Origin of the sequence: Gordonia sp. PP30 (assembly GCF_023100845.1) — a bacterium.
Taxonomy (GTDB): domain Bacteria; phylum Actinomycetota; class Actinomycetes; order Mycobacteriales; family Mycobacteriaceae; genus Gordonia.
This window is the reverse complement of the sequence record NZ_CP095864.1, coordinates 3,436,559-3,450,529: the sequence shown is the minus strand read 5'-3', so window position 1 is coordinate 3,450,529 and position 13,971 is coordinate 3,436,559. Positions and strand designations below refer to the sequence as shown.

25 protein-coding genes are annotated in these 13,971 nt (G+C 68.3%); 24 read left to right on the top strand and 1 reads right to left on the bottom strand.

The annotated features are described in order from the left end of the window. The first annotated feature begins 143 nt into the window (after positions 1–143). The 15 genes from MYK68_RS16040 to MYK68_RS15975 all read left to right on the top strand — a co-directional run bounded on the left by MYK68_RS16040 (position 144) and on the right by MYK68_RS15975 (position 6,892). Complete coding sequence (locus MYK68_RS16040) at positions 144–959, top strand: hypothetical protein (RefSeq protein WP_247864758.1); 816 nt, start codon at positions 144–146, stop codon at positions 957–959. Further along, positions 956–1,381: a hypothetical protein gene (locus MYK68_RS16035; protein WP_247864757.1), complete on the top strand. Its 426-nt coding sequence runs from the start codon at positions 956–958 to the stop codon at positions 1,379–1,381. The genes MYK68_RS16040 and MYK68_RS16035 overlap by 4 nt, the downstream gene beginning before the upstream one ends. Further along, positions 1,378–1,581 (top strand): hypothetical protein, encoded by a 204-nt coding sequence (locus tag MYK68_RS16030; RefSeq protein WP_247864756.1) that lies wholly within the window; start codon positions 1,378–1,380, stop codon positions 1,579–1,581. Before MYK68_RS16035 ends, MYK68_RS16030 begins: the two co-directional genes overlap by 4 nt. A gap of 74 nt (positions 1,582–1,655) precedes the next feature. Further along, positions 1,656–2,048: a RusA family crossover junction endodeoxyribonuclease gene (locus MYK68_RS16025; RefSeq protein WP_247864755.1), complete on the top strand. Its 393-nt coding sequence runs from the start codon at positions 1,656–1,658 to the stop codon at positions 2,046–2,048. 85 nt (positions 2,049–2,133) lie between these two features. Next, the gene (locus MYK68_RS16020) at positions 2,134–2,352 is read left to right on the top strand and encodes a hypothetical protein (protein WP_247864754.1); all 219 of its coding nucleotides are present in this window, start codon (positions 2,134–2,136) and stop codon (positions 2,350–2,352) included. Then, positions 2,349–2,849 carry a helix-turn-helix domain-containing protein gene (locus tag MYK68_RS16015; RefSeq protein ID WP_247864753.1) on the top strand — a complete coding sequence of 167 codons (501 nt, stop codon included), beginning with the start codon at positions 2,349–2,351 and terminating at the stop codon, positions 2,847–2,849. Before MYK68_RS16020 ends, MYK68_RS16015 begins: the two co-directional genes overlap by 4 nt. Next, positions 2,846–3,532 (top strand): beta clamp domain-containing protein, encoded by a 687-nt coding sequence (locus tag MYK68_RS16010; RefSeq protein ID WP_247864752.1) that lies wholly within the window; start codon positions 2,846–2,848, stop codon positions 3,530–3,532. Before MYK68_RS16015 ends, MYK68_RS16010 begins: the two co-directional genes overlap by 4 nt. Continuing rightward, positions 3,529–4,029, top strand: coding sequence for a hypothetical protein (locus tag MYK68_RS16005; RefSeq protein WP_247864751.1), 501 nt, complete (start codon positions 3,529–3,531; stop codon positions 4,027–4,029). The genes MYK68_RS16010 and MYK68_RS16005 overlap by 4 nt, the downstream gene beginning before the upstream one ends. Continuing rightward, a complete protein-coding gene (locus MYK68_RS16000; RefSeq protein WP_247864750.1) occupies positions 4,022–4,288 on the top strand; it encodes a hypothetical protein in 267 nt (88 codons plus the stop codon). The genes MYK68_RS16005 and MYK68_RS16000 overlap by 8 nt, the downstream gene beginning before the upstream one ends. Then, positions 4,281–5,009 carry a hypothetical protein gene (locus MYK68_RS15995; protein WP_247864749.1) on the top strand — a complete coding sequence of 243 codons (729 nt, stop codon included), beginning with the start codon at positions 4,281–4,283 and terminating at the stop codon, positions 5,007–5,009. Before MYK68_RS16000 ends, MYK68_RS15995 begins: the two co-directional genes overlap by 8 nt. A gap of 145 nt (positions 5,010–5,154) precedes the next feature. Then, positions 5,155–5,475: an HNH endonuclease signature motif containing protein gene (locus MYK68_RS20900; protein ID WP_502798335.1), complete on the top strand. Its 321-nt coding sequence runs from the start codon at positions 5,155–5,157 to the stop codon at positions 5,473–5,475. Beyond that, on the top strand, positions 5,472–5,837 hold the full coding sequence (locus MYK68_RS15990; RefSeq protein WP_247864748.1) for a hypothetical protein: 366 nt from the start codon (positions 5,472–5,474) through the stop codon (positions 5,835–5,837). The genes MYK68_RS20900 and MYK68_RS15990 overlap by 4 nt, the downstream gene beginning before the upstream one ends. Then, positions 5,821–6,138 carry a hypothetical protein gene (locus tag MYK68_RS15985; RefSeq protein ID WP_247864747.1) on the top strand — a complete coding sequence of 106 codons (318 nt, stop codon included), beginning with the start codon at positions 5,821–5,823 and terminating at the stop codon, positions 6,136–6,138. Before MYK68_RS15990 ends, MYK68_RS15985 begins: the two co-directional genes overlap by 17 nt. Before the next feature lie 23 nt (positions 6,139–6,161). After that, on the top strand, positions 6,162–6,377 hold the full coding sequence (locus tag MYK68_RS15980) for a hypothetical protein (protein WP_247864746.1): 216 nt from the start codon (positions 6,162–6,164) through the stop codon (positions 6,375–6,377). Continuing rightward, positions 6,374–6,892 carry an MmcB family DNA repair protein gene (locus MYK68_RS15975; protein ID WP_247864745.1) on the top strand — a complete coding sequence of 173 codons (519 nt, stop codon included), beginning with the start codon at positions 6,374–6,376 and terminating at the stop codon, positions 6,890–6,892. Before MYK68_RS15980 ends, MYK68_RS15975 begins: the two co-directional genes overlap by 4 nt. Before the next feature lie 6 nt (positions 6,893–6,898). Here MYK68_RS15975 and MYK68_RS15970 read toward each other — a convergent pair whose 3' ends face one another. After that, positions 6,899–7,138, bottom strand: coding sequence for a hypothetical protein (locus tag MYK68_RS15970; RefSeq protein ID WP_247864744.1), 240 nt, complete (start codon positions 7,136–7,138; stop codon positions 6,899–6,901). 117 nt (positions 7,139–7,255) lie between these two features. Between MYK68_RS15970 and MYK68_RS15965 the strand changes: the two genes are divergently transcribed. From MYK68_RS15965 to MYK68_RS15925, 9 genes are all read left to right on the top strand, one after another. Beyond that, on the top strand, positions 7,256–8,029 hold the full coding sequence (locus MYK68_RS15965) for a DUF7341 domain-containing protein (RefSeq protein ID WP_247864743.1): 774 nt from the start codon (positions 7,256–7,258) through the stop codon (positions 8,027–8,029). Between the two features lie 319 nt (positions 8,030–8,348). Then, a complete protein-coding gene (locus MYK68_RS15960; RefSeq protein ID WP_247864742.1) occupies positions 8,349–8,585 on the top strand; it encodes a DUF7427 family protein in 237 nt (78 codons plus the stop codon). After that, positions 8,582–8,851: a hypothetical protein gene (locus tag MYK68_RS15955; RefSeq protein WP_247864741.1), complete on the top strand. Its 270-nt coding sequence runs from the start codon at positions 8,582–8,584 to the stop codon at positions 8,849–8,851. Before MYK68_RS15960 ends, MYK68_RS15955 begins: the two co-directional genes overlap by 4 nt. 86 nt (positions 8,852–8,937) lie before the next feature. Continuing rightward, complete coding sequence (locus MYK68_RS15950; RefSeq protein WP_247864740.1) at positions 8,938–9,141, top strand: hypothetical protein; 204 nt, start codon at positions 8,938–8,940, stop codon at positions 9,139–9,141. 377 nt (positions 9,142–9,518) lie between these two features. Beyond that, entirely contained in the window at positions 9,519–9,890 is a 372-nt protein-coding gene (locus MYK68_RS15945) for a hypothetical protein (RefSeq protein ID WP_247864739.1), read from the top strand. Then, on the top strand, positions 9,862–11,331 hold the full coding sequence (locus MYK68_RS15940; RefSeq protein ID WP_247864738.1) for a terminase: 1,470 nt from the start codon (positions 9,862–9,864) through the stop codon (positions 11,329–11,331). The genes MYK68_RS15945 and MYK68_RS15940 overlap by 29 nt, the downstream gene beginning before the upstream one ends. Continuing rightward, entirely contained in the window at positions 11,328–11,486 is a 159-nt protein-coding gene (locus tag MYK68_RS15935; protein WP_247864737.1) for a hypothetical protein, read from the top strand. Before MYK68_RS15940 ends, MYK68_RS15935 begins: the two co-directional genes overlap by 4 nt. Next, entirely contained in the window at positions 11,483–13,054 is a 1,572-nt protein-coding gene (locus MYK68_RS15930) for a phage portal protein (RefSeq protein WP_247864736.1), read from the top strand. The genes MYK68_RS15935 and MYK68_RS15930 overlap by 4 nt, the downstream gene beginning before the upstream one ends. Next, positions 13,029–13,970 carry an HK97 family phage prohead protease gene (locus MYK68_RS15925; protein ID WP_247864735.1) on the top strand — a complete coding sequence of 314 codons (942 nt, stop codon included), beginning with the start codon at positions 13,029–13,031 and terminating at the stop codon, positions 13,968–13,970. Before MYK68_RS15930 ends, MYK68_RS15925 begins: the two co-directional genes overlap by 26 nt. Position 13,971 lies beyond the last annotated feature (1 nt).

The following is a 13,971-nucleotide window of genomic DNA, read 5'->3' as shown; positions in this document are numbered from 1 at the left end:
TGCCCAGTGAACCGCCTGCCCTGCGCCCTACCCGCCGGCCACGACAGCGACCACTGGACCGGCTGCACAAAGAGGGAGGTCGACAAGAAGTGAGGATCAGATCGACGAAGCCCGAGTTCTGGCGGTCCCGCACCGTCGCGTCGGTGTCGTGGGACGCGCGGCTGGTCCTGAAGGGCCTCGAATCGTACGTCGACGACAACGGCGTGGGGAAGGACGATCTCGCGCTGATCGTCTCCGACGTTTTCCCTCATGACATTGCAGTGAGCCCTCACGACACCCTCATGCGGGTGGATGCAGCGTTGAGCGCCCTTCACGCGGCCGGTCTGATCTGGCGGTATGAGACAGATTCGCGAAAGTATCTCTACATCTCTAGCTGGGAATCGGTGCAGCGGATCAACCGCCCTTCGGCGGGGCGTTTCCCCAGGCCAGACGGCACATTGCACTTCAAGGACTCTGTGATTCGTGAGTGTGCAGTGAGCCCTCACGACAATGCGGTGAGCCCTCGGTGCTGGAACAGGGGAACAGGGGAACAGGGGAACAGGGGATCTCTCTCTGACCCAGCAGATTCTTACGAGCGCGCGCGTGACGACTCGGCCGAGAGAGAGACCACACCCGCGATCGATCTCGACCCGTCCGGTGCCGTCGTCCCGGCCGGGCACGCCGAGTACCCGATGATCCTGATCCCCGACGACTGGCAGCCCGACGACCTCACCCGGGCAAAGCATCCCCGCCCCGACATCGAGGCACAGGCCGACGCTTTCCGCGACCACGCCCGCGCTGTCGGCCGCCGCTGCCACGGCCCGGCGGGCTGGAATGCGGCCTTCAGCTCATGGCTCCGCAAGAACCCTCCACCCGGGCAAGGTGCCGCCACCACGAAAGCCCGCGGATGGGTCGACCTCGTCGCCGACCTCGCCCCGACCGATCCCGACACCCACCCCGATCAGAAAGCGATCCGATGACCACCACACCGACACGCGAAGAGGTTCAGGCCGCCGGCCTGGTGCTCGGGAAGATCGCGACCGCCGACCAGTGGGCCGCCAAGCCCGACGCGGCGATGGCGGTCACGTGGGCCGAATGCTTCGCCGTCCACGGATTGCAGCGCGCCGACCTCATCGCCGGCGTCGTCGCGCTCTACGCCGACGACACCCGCGACAAGGCCAACCGCACACTGCCCGCCGACGTCATCCGGTACGCCCGGAAGATCCGCCGCGACCGGATGGAGCGCGAGAAGATCACCGGCGACGTCGACCGCGCCGCACTCGCCCCGGGCCGGCGCGCGATCGCCGACTGCGCGCTGTGCGATCCGTCCGGCTGGATCGAGCGCGCGGACGGCACGCTCGCCCGCTGCTCGCACGCCCAGCAGGTCGGCGGCGCGGCATGACGCTCGACGACGATGCGCGTCGCCGCGCGGCCGCCCAGCGCGCCCACGAGATCGCCGGGTGTGGTGTCTGTGACAGCGATGGCTGGGTGACCGGCCGCCAGACCAGCCGGGACGGGATCACCCGCGACGCCGCGTGGCGCTGCGACCACACCGACCGGCCATTGCCGCACGGCTTCACCCCGGACGGAGGTGTCCGGTGAGGTCCGTCTTTGTCCCGGGCCACCCGGCCCCGCAGGGCTCGAAATCGTACAAGGGCCACCGGTCCGGGAAACCTGTGCTGACCGAGTCGTCGCGCTTCGTGGCGCCGTGGCGGGAAGCCATCAAGCTCCACGCCGCCCGCCGCGGCGGCATGCTCCCGGTCGGGCCGGTGCACGTCGAGCTGGACTTCGTTCTGCCGCGTCCGCAGCGCTGCCCGACGCCGACGCCGCCCGCAATCAAGCGCAATGGCGACCTGGACAAGCTCGTCCGCGCCGTCTTCGACGCGATCACCGGGATCTGGATCGACGACGACTGCCGGATCACGTCAGTGCGCGCGTCGAAGCGCACCGCCGAGTCGGGCGAGCGGTCCGGCGTGCAGATCGTCGTCCGCCCGCTCGGCACGATCACGCTCCGCGACCGCCCAGGCGCCACGGACGCGGATGAACCCCCGCCGGACGCACACGGATAACCCCCGACCCGAGAACGACCCCCAGAATCGCGAGAAAGCGTTAACGACAATGACCACCAAAACAACGGGCGGGAGCACAGGATTCGTGCCCACCCCAGAGCAGGACCGGATCGCCCGCATGCTCGTCGCCGATCGCTGCCCGCCCGGCGAAATCGCCGACACCCTCGGATGTCGAGCGCACACGGTGCTCCGCCTATGGCCGGACGCCCGAATGACACGCGCCGAGCGCACCGAATGGCTCACCCTCCGCCGCCGGATCGCCGAAATGGAGCGAGGCCACGACGTGGCCCCGAAGGTCTCATGACCGCTCCGATCAAGATCCCGCTGCCCGACCTCGCAGGCCCCTGCCGCGACCGCCGCGACATCGAATGGGTGCCGCACCGCGGGGAGTCGTCCGGACCCGCGGTCGCCGTGTGCGGCACCTGCCCCGCCGACATCAGCCGGGCGTGCGCCAGGTACGCCCTCGACACCGACGCGGCAGGGGTCTACGCGGGCGTTGTCGTGCCACTCACACGCCAGGCCCGCAGCCATGCCCACGCCATGCTCGCCCGGATCGCCGGAATCGACACCACCACCAGCGCGCCCACCCCGGACACCACGATCCGGGCGGTCACCACCAGCGCCGCATCCCGCCGGAAAGCGGCCCGCATCACCGCCGTCTCCCAGCTCTACCGGGAAGGACTCACCAACTCCGAGATCGCCGAGAAGCTCGGCATGACGAAGAAGCAAGTCGCCAACTACCTGCACGAATACCGCCGCCTGACCGGTCAGGTCGGCACCTACAGAAAGAAGAACCGATGACCAGCACCGACAGCCCCAAGACCACCGTGACCGTCCCCGCGCGCCAGTTCGCCGCCGCACTCCGCGGCGCCATGTGCTTCGCCGGCACCGATGACACGCTCCCCATGCTCGCAGGCGTGGAGATCCGCCGCGCCGGTGATCGCGTACAGCTCAGCGCCACCGACCGGATCACGGCCGCAGTCACCTACCTCGCGGGCGCCGAGTGGGGCGAGACGCCTGACGGGTGGAGCCAGCTCATCCCGCTCGGCCTGTGCAAGCAGATCGCCTCGACGTGGAAGATCGCGCAGATACCGCCCGGCCTCACGATCACGATCACGGCGCGCGCCGCGAAGGATCCGCGTGGCCGCGACGCCGTCGCGATCGAGGCCCGCGACAACCTCGGCCGGACCGTCGGCGATACCATCGACGCCGCACTCCACCTGCCCGACTGCGCCAAGATCGCACTCGGCAGCGACTCCGGGTCCGAGCAGACGTCGGGGGTCATCGCACTCAATCCGGACCTGCTGGCGAAGGTCGCCCACCTGCGACGTGAGCGCGGCGAGTCGATCACCATCCACTGGCCCGACGGCGGCAAGCGCCCGAAGCCGATCGTCTGCACCATCGGCGATCACTCCGTCGCCATCGTCATGCCCGTGCGCGCCGACACTGTCGACGCCGCCACGATCATCGGCGGTGCGGCATGAGCGACCCCACCCCGCGGCCGGGCGAAATCTGGCTGACGGCGCTCCCGAACGGAAGCCAAGACACCACCGAGTACCGGGCGACGGGCTGGCACTGGCCGGTGAGCGGCGCCCGCTGCTCCATTCATAACCGGAAGCCGATCCGGCGTATCGGCTTCACCGCCCCGCCGGCCGATCGGAAGCCGCAGGACGTGCTGCGGGAAGCGGCGGAAATCATCGACGCCCTCGACCGTCGGCCCGCCAATACCACGCCCGTCCTGGTGGATACGTCGCACGGCCCGAGCCGCTGGTATGCGCTTCGGGCTGCCGCTGACCACCTTGAGCGTGAGCACGCCGAAACGACCAAGCGGGACCGGCTGATCGAGCATGCCGCGCGGGTCATGCTCGGCGACGACAGCTGGGCCGAGATCACCCCCGCGGCCCGCGAGGACGCCCTATGGGAGGCTGCCGCCCTGTACGACGCCGGCATGCTCCGCGAGGCGGTGACCGGCGATGAGTGATCCCGTCATGGACGCGGCGTGCCGGGTGACGCTGCCCGGCGGTCTCGACCCGACCGTCCTTCCGCTGATGGTCGCCGCTGCCCGTGAGGCCCTGGCACCGATCCGGGCGCTGCACCGCAAGCACACCGATGGCGAGGAGGAGTCGTATTGCGTCGAGTGCTGCCACATCTACGGCGACGGCTACGAGCTGACCTACCAGCCCTGGCCGTGCGATACCGCCCGCCTGATCTACACGAGTGAGGAACTGAACGATGAGTGAGCACCGAGACCCTGCCGTCGAAGCGGCACAGCGGGCGTGTGCTGCGCGTGCGGACAAGCTGCGTGCCGAGCGTGACGAGGCTCGGGCCGAGGTGGAGCGGCTGCGGGGTGAGCGCCTGGCGTTTACCTCGGCCCTCGGATTCGGGGACGGAGTGACCGACCCGGCAGCGGAGCTGGCCGACCTCATCGAGCCTATCGAGAGTGCATTTAGCGATGAGCGCGACCACATCGAATGCCCGATCATCTGCGAACTGTGCGGCGAACAGCTCGCAGACACGACCTGCGACCACTGCCACGGGTCTGGATGTGGTCCTGGCACTGCACTCGGGTCGTATGAGGAGTGTGAGTGGTGCGCGGGTGCGGGGAAGATTCACCCCGGATGCGTAGAGAAGTCGTACAACGACCTTGCCGCTGAGCGTGACGAGGCTCGGGCTGAGGTGGATCGTCTGCGGCAGGCCGTCGATGACGCGGTGCACCTCTACCACGCGGCGCTCGAAGAACGTGACGAGGCTCGGGCCGTCATCGAGCGGGTGCGGGAAGCAAACAACTTGATCCACGCGCACAGGTTCGACTTGGACGACGACCGAGGCTCGGAGCATGACGACTGGCTGAGGTCATTCGGGGAGGCACGCAAGGGTGGCCCGGACATCTTCTACGCTGGTGTCCAGTTCGCGTATCAGCGTATCGCCCGCGCCCTGGACGGCGGTGAGTGCGGTGAGTAGGGCTGTTCCGCTCTGGGAGGCCTCGGCTCAGGCCAAAGCTGACGCCGTGATTGCGCGCTGCAAAGAAGACGATGGCTGCCTGGTCTTTCCAAGGTTGAACCGCGATGGTTACGGCGAGGTGCACTCGGTCAACAGGTGGATCGGAATGGCACACAGGCTTGCGTACGAGGGCATAGTTGGCCCCATCCCTAGAGGGATGCAACTTGATCACCTCTGTCGAAATAGGGCGTGCTGCAATGTCGAACACTTGGAGCCGGTGACCCCACGGGTGAACACAATGCGGTCGCTTTCGATAGCGGCAGAGAACTCGCGCAAGGTGGCATGCAAACGCGGACACGAATTCACCGCAGAAAACACTTACGTCACGTCAGGAAAGCGGGTTTGCCGCGCATGTGGGCGGATTCGACATGCGGAGTACCGGGCACGGATAGCTGCCAAGCGACGTGAGGGAAGTGATCAGTCATGAGCGCGAGGGATGTGATCAGCAGCCGTGATTACGCGGCGCTGTCTGAGTCCGTGCGTGATGCGCTCGGCAGGTGCGCGGTAGGTTTCGACCGCTACCACGCGGACCATGCTGTCGATGCCGTCCTCGACGGCCTCGACTACCTCGGCTACGCCGTCGTGAAGCTGCCGGAGCCGGAGGAGTCGCCGGACGGTGAAAGCGGCGTCATGTTCCACGGCAGGGACAGCGCGATGGTGATTTTCGTGGACGACGACGGCCGGATCTGGGACTCCGACGGGGAGTGGACGCGGGGCGAGTCCCGTGCCAACGCCGCCGCGTTCCTGGCTGCTGCCCGCCACGCTGAGGCGGGTGAGCGCGGTGAGTGAGCGGGACGTGATCGCCGCGTTCATCGCGCGAGCGGTGGACTGGGACGGCGACGACCTGGGCAAGGTGATCTTCACCAGCCAGGCCGAAGAGCTCGTCGCCGCTCTCCGTGAGGCCCGAACCGTGCGGACGGTGGAAGAACTCGCCGCACTGCCTCAGTTGTCGATCGGCCTTGATCCGGAGGGCCGAGTGTGGCAGCACATTCGAGACCAGTGGGTGGCGCTCGGCCGGCTGACCGCACCCGCCGCCGTACCGTTCCCCTTCCGCGTCGTGTACCGCCCCGACGAGGACGGTGCGCTGTGATCGAGCCAGAGCCTTTCGAGGTCGTGCAGCACGTGAATATGTGGATCGAGGACGAACTACAGGCCGCCGCCCGTAGTGATCACCGGAAGGTGCTCGACGAGGACGGCTGCTCCAGCCTGCATGAGGTGGCACGGAAGATCTATGCGCTCGGCGTGCACGACGGCTGCGTGCAGCAGTCGAACCGCGACACCGCCCGACGTCACCGGGAACGCATACGGGCCGAGGACGGTGCGCTGTGACCCTCGCCCACTTCGAGCGCCTATTCCCCGACGTCGAGCCCACGCCGCCGCGGGTCACCGAGGCCGACGTGCTCGCCCTGATCCGCGACCGGTACACGCGGGTCCGCGAAGGCACCGACGCCGACCGGTACGCGCGTGCCGCGCACGTACCGATCATCGACAGCTGCGGGCAGGCCCGCCGGATCGCCGACTACATCGTCTGCGACACCTATGACGGCGAGATCCTCGGCTTCGAGGTCAAGGTATCGCGTGCGGACTGGCTCGCCGAGTTGCGCGACCCACATAAGGCCGAGTGGCGCCGCTGGTGTCACCGCTGGTACCTGGTCGTCCCTGACGCCTCGATCGTCCGCGATGACCTGCCCGACGGGTGGGGCCTCATCGTGCCCGGCAAGGACGGCCGAATGCGGATCCGGCGCCGATCGCCTCGCTGCGACCCCGAGCCCATGCCGGCCATGCAGATCGCGCAGCTCGCCCGGTCGGTCGCCAAGACCGCCCGACGGGAGGCCACGGCATGAGCGCGGTCAGTCTCGACAGTAGACGTGGTGCCCGCACGACTCGCAGGTGTAGTACACGGTCGCGTGTGCGCCCATCACCGGTGGCGCACCCCACCCGCGGTACACCTGCCCGCGGACCGTCCGCGTGCCGAAATCGGACCAGTCGAGGCCGCACGCCGGGCACACCAGCGGGATCGTCGAGACCCACCCGCCGCGCGGCAGCTCCACCAGCCCGGGCCGATACCACGACCACGATGACCGAGCCATGCGCGCACGGTAGCGCCCGCCCCCGACAGGACACCCCATGACCACACGAGACCGTCAGACCACAGGCGACCCGTATCACGCGATCGCCGACGCCATCATCGACAGAGAGGACCCGGCGTGACCACACCCGACAGCACCCTCGACCACCAACTCCCCGCCGCCCGCCGCCAACTCTCCGACGCCGTCCACCACCTCGCCGGCCGACAGCGACTCACCGTCGACCGCGACCCCAGCGTCGACATCCTCGCCGACCTCGACGCCGACTACCAGCGCCGACGCGCGACAATCCTCGCCCAGCCCGGCGACCACACCGCGGTGCTCGCCGACCTGCAGCGCCGCCACGAGGAAGCGGTCACCGCCGCCACCACCTCCACATCGTGGACCCCCAGCCGCTACGAGCAGCTCGACGCCGCCCTCACCCGGCCCCGACTCGGCCGCGGCGGACACACCGACACGCCGCACCCGCCGATCTGGGTCGACGGCGTGGACCTGCGGGCGAAGATCATCACGCATGTCCGCGAGTGGGCCATCTCGTGGCAGACGCCATGCCTAGCCCCGGTCGCAGTGCTCCACGCGCTCGCCGATCGCGCGTGGAGACCCCAGGACGTGCCCGCGATCCTCACCATCGCCGGCCGCTGCGAGGATTGGGCCAAGGAGATCGACCAGCTCTTCGACCCGCCACGCCGCCTCACCATCTCCGCGGCCTGCCCCGAGTGCGGAGAGTCCACCGTGTACCGGCCGGACGAGACAGGGGAGTGGGTGCGGCAGCCCGCCCTGACTGTCGACTACCAGCGGGGCGCGGACTGCCTGGCCTGCCGCGAGCACTGGCCGCCCGAGCGATTTCTGCTCCTGGAAGCAGTGATCCGGCAAGCTGCCGGAGAGTCCGCGTGACGCTCGGCGTGTCCACTTGCGTCCGGTGCTGACGCTGGTAACGTGATCGTCGTTAGTACAGCCATGCCCGAAGCCGGGTGTGGCTGTACTCATTTCGGCGGGGCGTGAAAGCGGGTCTTCCGTGCGTCATCGGTTCTCCCCGCAAAGCCCGCCCAAGACCGCCTGATAGGACGCGCGAGGCGACGGCTGCGCCCATCCGCCGAACCCCCGCACCTGATGGTGCGGGCCGCCCCGACGTCGCCACCCGCGCCAGCCAGCGCACGACCTCACAAGGCCAAGACGACGCCGGGGCCACCAACCACTCCGCGAGGAGGACGACATGCACGGTGTACATGGCTGGGCCGCTGTCGCCGCCGTCGTCACCATCATCGACGTCCACGCCATCCGCACCGGCCACCCCGAACACACCATGTCCGCCGCCTGCGACCGGGCACGCGCCCACCACCCCGCAGCCAACGCGGTCATCCTCGGCGGGATCGCCGTCGTCGCCGGCCACCTCGCCCGCGTCACGCCCCGCGGACTCGACCCCTTCCGCCTGATCGGACTCGGCCGATGACCGTCCGGCTCTCAGCACCCATGCTCGCCGCCAACTCCGGCGGCGACTTCGGATGCTGCTCCGGCTGCGCACGCGGCACCCAACGCAGCGAACGCCCCCAACGCCAGGAACGCCGCCAAGCCCGCGCCCGCGAAAAGCGAGCCGTCGCCCGCGAGATCGCCGACCAGACCGCACTGCCCGGCGACATCACCAACCCGATCTGCCCAGTGTCCGGCGAGATCGTCTGCGACGGCCTCCCATCCTCCGACTACTGCATGAGCTGCTGATGACCTCCCTCGCCGCATGGCTGATCGACCAGGCCCGCGAGCTGCTGCGCTACACACCCATGCACAACCACACGAGGCGGTGACCGATGTACGACCTCGACGACCCGACCACCTGGCCCGGAGACTGCGGCGCCATCATCGAAGCCACCGCACCCGGCCGACACGCCGCATGGGCCGCACAAGCCACGCTCGACTCGATCACCGACCTCATCGGCGTCCCCCGCTACACACTCGACCTCGATGACCTCCGGCTCGGCACCATCCCCGGCCGGCCATACGCCCATGCGTAACCCCCGTAACGACCGCGAAGCCCGCGGCTACGGACTCGCCCACAAGAAACTCCGCGCACACTGGGCGCCCGCGGTCGCACGAGGCGAAGTCAACTGCCACCGCTGCCACCAACCGATCCAACCCGGAGAACCCTGGGACCTCGGCCACGACGACCACGACCGCAACCGCTACACCGGCCCCGAACACCAGCTCTGCAACCGCGGCGCCCCCTCCCGCAGACGAAGGCGACCCCAACCCCACACCCGCCGATGGTAGGGGGGTAGGGGTCCGGTCGAAGACGCGGGGGGCCGGCACTCACCAGGGGGACAGCGCTCTGTCTCTCTCCGGCTTTTTCCAAACGGTTTCCGCTTTTCCACTCGCGAAGGGGTGAGGTTCGATGGCGTCGAAGTCGAATCCGCTGCGTGCGGTGAAGCCCGACGAGAAGGCGAAGCCGCGGGCGCTCACGGTGGCGCAGGCTGCGAAGAAGGACCGCCGTGCGTTGCTGGTGTCGATGCGTGATCGGGTGGCGCGGGCAGTGACGTCGGCGGAGTGTCCGCCGAGAGATCTGGCGGCCCTGACGAAGCGTCTCGGAGACATCGCGTCGGATCTGGAAGCGTTGGACGCGCGCGAGTCCGAGGGTGTGGATTTGTCGGCGCGCATCCGGCTGCTGGAGTCGGCGCTGCGGGATGTGGCGCCTGATCATGAGCTGTTGGTGGTGTCGGCGATGACCGATGAGAGCGATGACGTCTTCGACGCTGACGCGATCTGATGATCCGAAGCTGTCGGAGGTCGCGCGTCATCTGATCATCCCGGGCGGGATCACGACGAGCTTGTTCCCGCGCATCTACCGGCGCTTGCAGGACGCGGGCCTGTCGCTCGATCAGTGGCAGCGCGGCTTGGGGACGGTGTCGCTGGGGTGTCGCGCGGATGGGAAGTTCGCGGCGACGGTCGGCGGTAACACGTGGTCGATCTGCCGGCAGACAGGCAAGACGTACACGGCTGGCGCGTTGGCGATCGGGCTGTGCCTGGAGTTGCCGGGGTTCCGTGCGGTGTGGACATCGCATCACAATCGGACGACGACGAATACGTTCCGATCGATGCAGGCGCTGGTGCGGCGGCGGAAGCTGGAACCCCACATTGCTCCGAATGGGATTCGGACGGCGAACGGTGAGCAGGAGATCCGGTTCGTGAACGGGTCGATCATCATGTTCGGCGCCAGGGAACAGGGCTTCGGGCGCGGCATGGATGCGGTCGACGCGTTGTTCTTCGACGAGGCGCAAATCCTGAGCCTGCGGGCGCTGGAGGACATGGTGCCGGCGGCGAACGCGGCCCGGAACCCGCATGGCGGTCTGGTGTTCTTCATGGGGACGCCGCCGCGGCCGATCGATGATGGTGAGGCGTTCACGGCGAAGCGCCGCAAGGCGATCGACGGGCACACCTCGGACGCGCTCTATGTCGAGTTCTCGGCGGACCCGGATTCGGACCCGGACGATCAGTCGCAGTGGCCGATCATGAATCCGTCGCACCCGCGGCGAACGCCGATCGAGGCGATGCTGCGCATGCGGGAGAACATCCCGGATGACGACTCGTGGAATCGTGAGGCGCGCGGGATATGGCCGGAGATTTGCGACGGCGACGCGTTCGACCCGGAGCTGTGGTCGGACGCGCTCGCCGGTGACGTCGAGCAAACCGAGACGGTCGCGTTCGGCGTGCACACGAACATCGACCGGTCGAAGTCGGCGATCGTCGCCGCGATCCGGCTTCAGGATGGCGGGATCCTGCTCGACGTGGTGCCGGCCGAGGAAGGGCAGCACTTCACGTCGATGCGCGGTACGGCGTGGATCGGGCCGCGGCTGGGTCAGGTCGTCGAACGGTGGTCTCCCGTTGCGGTGGCCGCGCATACGCGGACGGCCGGCGCGATGGAGCTGGACCTCGACGACGACCTCCTTGATGTGCTGTCGTCGGTTCGCCTCGCGGACGCCTACGCGCAGTTCTCCGACTACCTGACCGAATCGAAGATGAAGCACCTCGGGAACGAGGATCTGACGGCCGCCGTGATGGTGGCTCGGTGGAAGGTCCGCGCCGATCTTCGGGTGCTGGACTGGAAGAACGAGATCACCGTCCTGATCGCGGCGTGCCTCGCCGTGAACGCACTGATCACTCACGGCGGCGAGCCGGAAGAAGCGGAAGTCTGGGGGTTCTACTCATGATGCGGATCCTCGTGATGGTTCTCGCGGTCGCCGGCGCTGTGTCGGTGGTCGCTGGATCGGCGGTCCTGTGGTCGGTGGGCGTCGCGCTGCTGGTAGCTGGCGTGCTGGCGATGGCTGTGGCCGGGCTGCTGTATGACCCGAAGGTGCGCGAGTGAACCTGCTCGACCGGATCGCCGGTGGCCGCCGACCGGAGCGGTCGGGAATGAACCTCGACGAGTACGTCAAGCTCCTCAATCAGTCGGCGCTGAACTCGGGGTACATGCAGCCGGCGCTGCAGCAGACGATGTCGGGCGAGGCGACCGAACGACCGCCTGCGACGTTCGAGGGGATGGCGCGCAACGCGTACGCCGCGAACGGCGTCGTGTTCGCGTGCATGCTCGTCAGGCAGCTCGTGTTCTCGTCGGTGCGGTTCACCTACCAGCGACTGCGGGACAACCGGCCCGCCGACTTGTTCGGCACCCCGGCGCTGCGAATCCTGGAGCGTCCGTGGAATGGCGGTACGACCCAGGACATGCTGTCGAGGATGATCCAGGATGCTGACCTGCAGGGCAACTCCTTCTGGGTGCGCGACCACGACGAACTGGTTCGATTGCGACCGGACTGGGTCGAGGTCGTCGGTATGCCCCGATTCATGAGCGCCAGCGAACGCACGGGACGGGCGTTGACGAATCGTGGCGGGCAGGTCGGTTGGAAGAAGGTCGGCTACATCTACACCGAGGGCGGGATCGGGTGTGGATCTGATCCGGCGTTCTTCCTCGCCGACGAGGTCGTGCACTACGCACCGATTCCCGATCCGCTCGCCAGGTTCACCGGCATGTCGTGGCTGACGCCGATCATCCGGGAGATCCAGGCCGACGAGTCGATGACCAAGCACCAGCGGAAGTTCTTCGACAATGCAGCGACCCCGAACATGGTCGTCAAGCACGATCCGCTCGCGAGCATGGAGAAAATCAAGAAGTTCGCCGAGCTCCTCGAAGACACCGCTGCCGGCGTGGACAACGCGTGGAAGACCCTCAACTTGTATCCGGGCGCCGACGTGACCCTGGTCGGCGCGAACCTGCGGGATATCGACTTCAAGAATGTGCGCGGCGGAGGGGAGACCCGGATCGCCGCGGCCGCCGGGGTGCCTCCGGTGATCGTCGGTCTGTCCGAAGGTCTTGCCGCGGCGACCTACAGCAACTACGGGCAGGCGCGGCGCAGGCTGGCCGACGGGACCGCGCACCCGCTCTGGCAGAACTTAGCGTCGTGCCTGGAGCATGCGGCACCGCCACCCGGCCCGGACACGCGGCTCTGGTACGACGCCGCTGATGTGCCTTTCCTGCGCGAAGACGAGAAGGACGCCGCCGAAATCCAGAAGACGCGCGCCGAGACCATCTCGAACTTGATCACCGCGGGCTACGTGCCGGACTCGGTCGTGAAGGCCGTGGATGCCGGCGACTTCCGAATGCTCCAGCATTCGGGCCTGATGAGCGTTCAGCTCACCGCACCTGGCGCCGACGGCTCCAATCGCGGGTCGGATCCGGATGAGGTCGCCAAGCGCGCGAACGCCGCGGGCATTCTCGTCCGCTCGGGATTCGACCCCGACGATTCGCGTGACACCGCCGGTCTGCCCGCCGACCTGAAGCACCTTGGGCTCCTGCCCGTGACCGTCCAGAACCCGAACGCGCCACACCAGCCGCCCAGCGAGGAGGGCCCTCATGACGAAGCCTCACCAGCGATCTGACCTGTGCCGGTCGGTGCCCTTCACGAGCGGCGACGACGACGGCCACGGCGACGGCCGCACCTTCCGCGGGTACGGTGCAGTCTTCAACCGGCCGACCCGAATCGATTCGTGGGAGGGTCGCTTCGACGAGCAGTTCGCGCCGGGCGCGTTCCGCAAGACCCTCCGCGAGCGCACCCCGAAATTCCAGTTCGACCACGGCCGGCACCCGCTGATCGGGTCGGTGCCGATCGGCACCATCACCACCATCAGCGAAGACGACCGCGGCCTCGACGTCGAAGCCCGCCTCGGTAAGCACATGCTGATCGACCTCATCCAGGAAGCCCTGGAGACAGGCGCGATCGACGGCATGTCGATCCGCTTCACTGTGGTCCGCGAGGAATGGCGAGACCGCAACGGGCAAGTGGTCGCCGCCGACGAGGTCGACGAGCTGCTATGGGAGACGCGCCGCGACGACGGCGACCGCGGCCCGCTGCTGCGCACCATCCAGGAGGCCAAACTCGACGAGGTCGGTCCGGTCGTGTGGCCGGCCTACGCCGACACCACCGCTGGCGTCCGATCGGCTGAGCCGGTGACGATCGACCCGACCCGCCTCCACGAACCGACCCAGCGCCGAGCGCTGGCTGAACTTCTGATCCGCGCAGACGCGCAGGACCAGACCGCCCCCGCCGGGGCAGCTTCGTCCGACGACGAGCCGCAAGACACCACCGAGGTGGACGTCGAGCACTCGGAAGAGGACACCGACCCGCCGCGAGACACCACCGAGGACGTCGAGCACGAGCCGGAATCCAACACCGAACCCCCGCCCACCGACCCGGTGGACAAGGTGCGAGCTGCCGAGATTGACCTGCTGTACGCGCGGGCACTCGCCGAGGTGCGCACCACGCGGGAATCGACCCCACCCATGGAAGGACTGTGAC

What these genes read in the sequence shown, in the direction of transcription:
- MYK68_RS16035 (WP_247864757.1), top strand. Translation starts at nt 956, where the DNA reads ATGACCACCACACCGACACGCGAAGAGGTTCAGGCCGCCGGCCTGGTG.
- MYK68_RS16030 (WP_247864756.1), top strand. Translation starts at nt 1,378, where the DNA reads ATGACGCTCGACGACGATGCGCGTCGCCGCGCGGCCGCCCAGCGCGCC.
- MYK68_RS16015 (WP_247864753.1), top strand. Translation starts at nt 2,349, where the DNA reads ATGACCGCTCCGATCAAGATCCCGCTGCCCGACCTCGCAGGCCCCTGC.
- MYK68_RS16010 (WP_247864752.1), top strand. Translation starts at nt 2,846, where the DNA reads ATGACCAGCACCGACAGCCCCAAGACCACCGTGACCGTCCCCGCGCGC.
- MYK68_RS16005 (WP_247864751.1), top strand. Translation starts at nt 3,529, where the DNA reads ATGAGCGACCCCACCCCGCGGCCGGGCGAAATCTGGCTGACGGCGCTC.
- MYK68_RS16000 (WP_247864750.1), top strand. Translation starts at nt 4,022, where the DNA reads ATGAGTGATCCCGTCATGGACGCGGCGTGCCGGGTGACGCTGCCCGGC.
- MYK68_RS15995 (WP_247864749.1), top strand. Translation starts at nt 4,281, where the DNA reads ATGAGTGAGCACCGAGACCCTGCCGTCGAAGCGGCACAGCGGGCGTGT.
- MYK68_RS20900 (WP_502798335.1), top strand. Translation starts at nt 5,155, where the DNA reads ATGGCACACAGGCTTGCGTACGAGGGCATAGTTGGCCCCATCCCTAGA.
- MYK68_RS15990 (WP_247864748.1), top strand. Translation starts at nt 5,472, where the DNA reads ATGAGCGCGAGGGATGTGATCAGCAGCCGTGATTACGCGGCGCTGTCT.
- MYK68_RS15970 (WP_247864744.1), bottom strand. Translation starts at nt 7,138, where the DNA reads ATGGCTCGGTCATCGTGGTCGTGGTATCGGCCCGGGCTGGTGGAGCTG.
- MYK68_RS15960 (WP_247864742.1), top strand. Translation starts at nt 8,349, where the DNA reads ATGCACGGTGTACATGGCTGGGCCGCTGTCGCCGCCGTCGTCACCATC.
- MYK68_RS15955 (WP_247864741.1), top strand. Translation starts at nt 8,582, where the DNA reads ATGACCGTCCGGCTCTCAGCACCCATGCTCGCCGCCAACTCCGGCGGC.
- MYK68_RS15950 (WP_247864740.1), top strand. Translation starts at nt 8,938, where the DNA reads ATGTACGACCTCGACGACCCGACCACCTGGCCCGGAGACTGCGGCGCC.
- MYK68_RS15945 (WP_247864739.1), top strand. Translation starts at nt 9,519, where the DNA reads ATGGCGTCGAAGTCGAATCCGCTGCGTGCGGTGAAGCCCGACGAGAAG.
- MYK68_RS15940 (WP_247864738.1), top strand. Translation starts at nt 9,862, where the DNA reads ATGACGTCTTCGACGCTGACGCGATCTGATGATCCGAAGCTGTCGGAG.
- MYK68_RS15935 (WP_247864737.1), top strand. Translation starts at nt 11,328, where the DNA reads ATGATGCGGATCCTCGTGATGGTTCTCGCGGTCGCCGGCGCTGTGTCG.
- MYK68_RS15925 (WP_247864735.1), top strand. Translation starts at nt 13,029, where the DNA reads ATGACGAAGCCTCACCAGCGATCTGACCTGTGCCGGTCGGTGCCCTTC.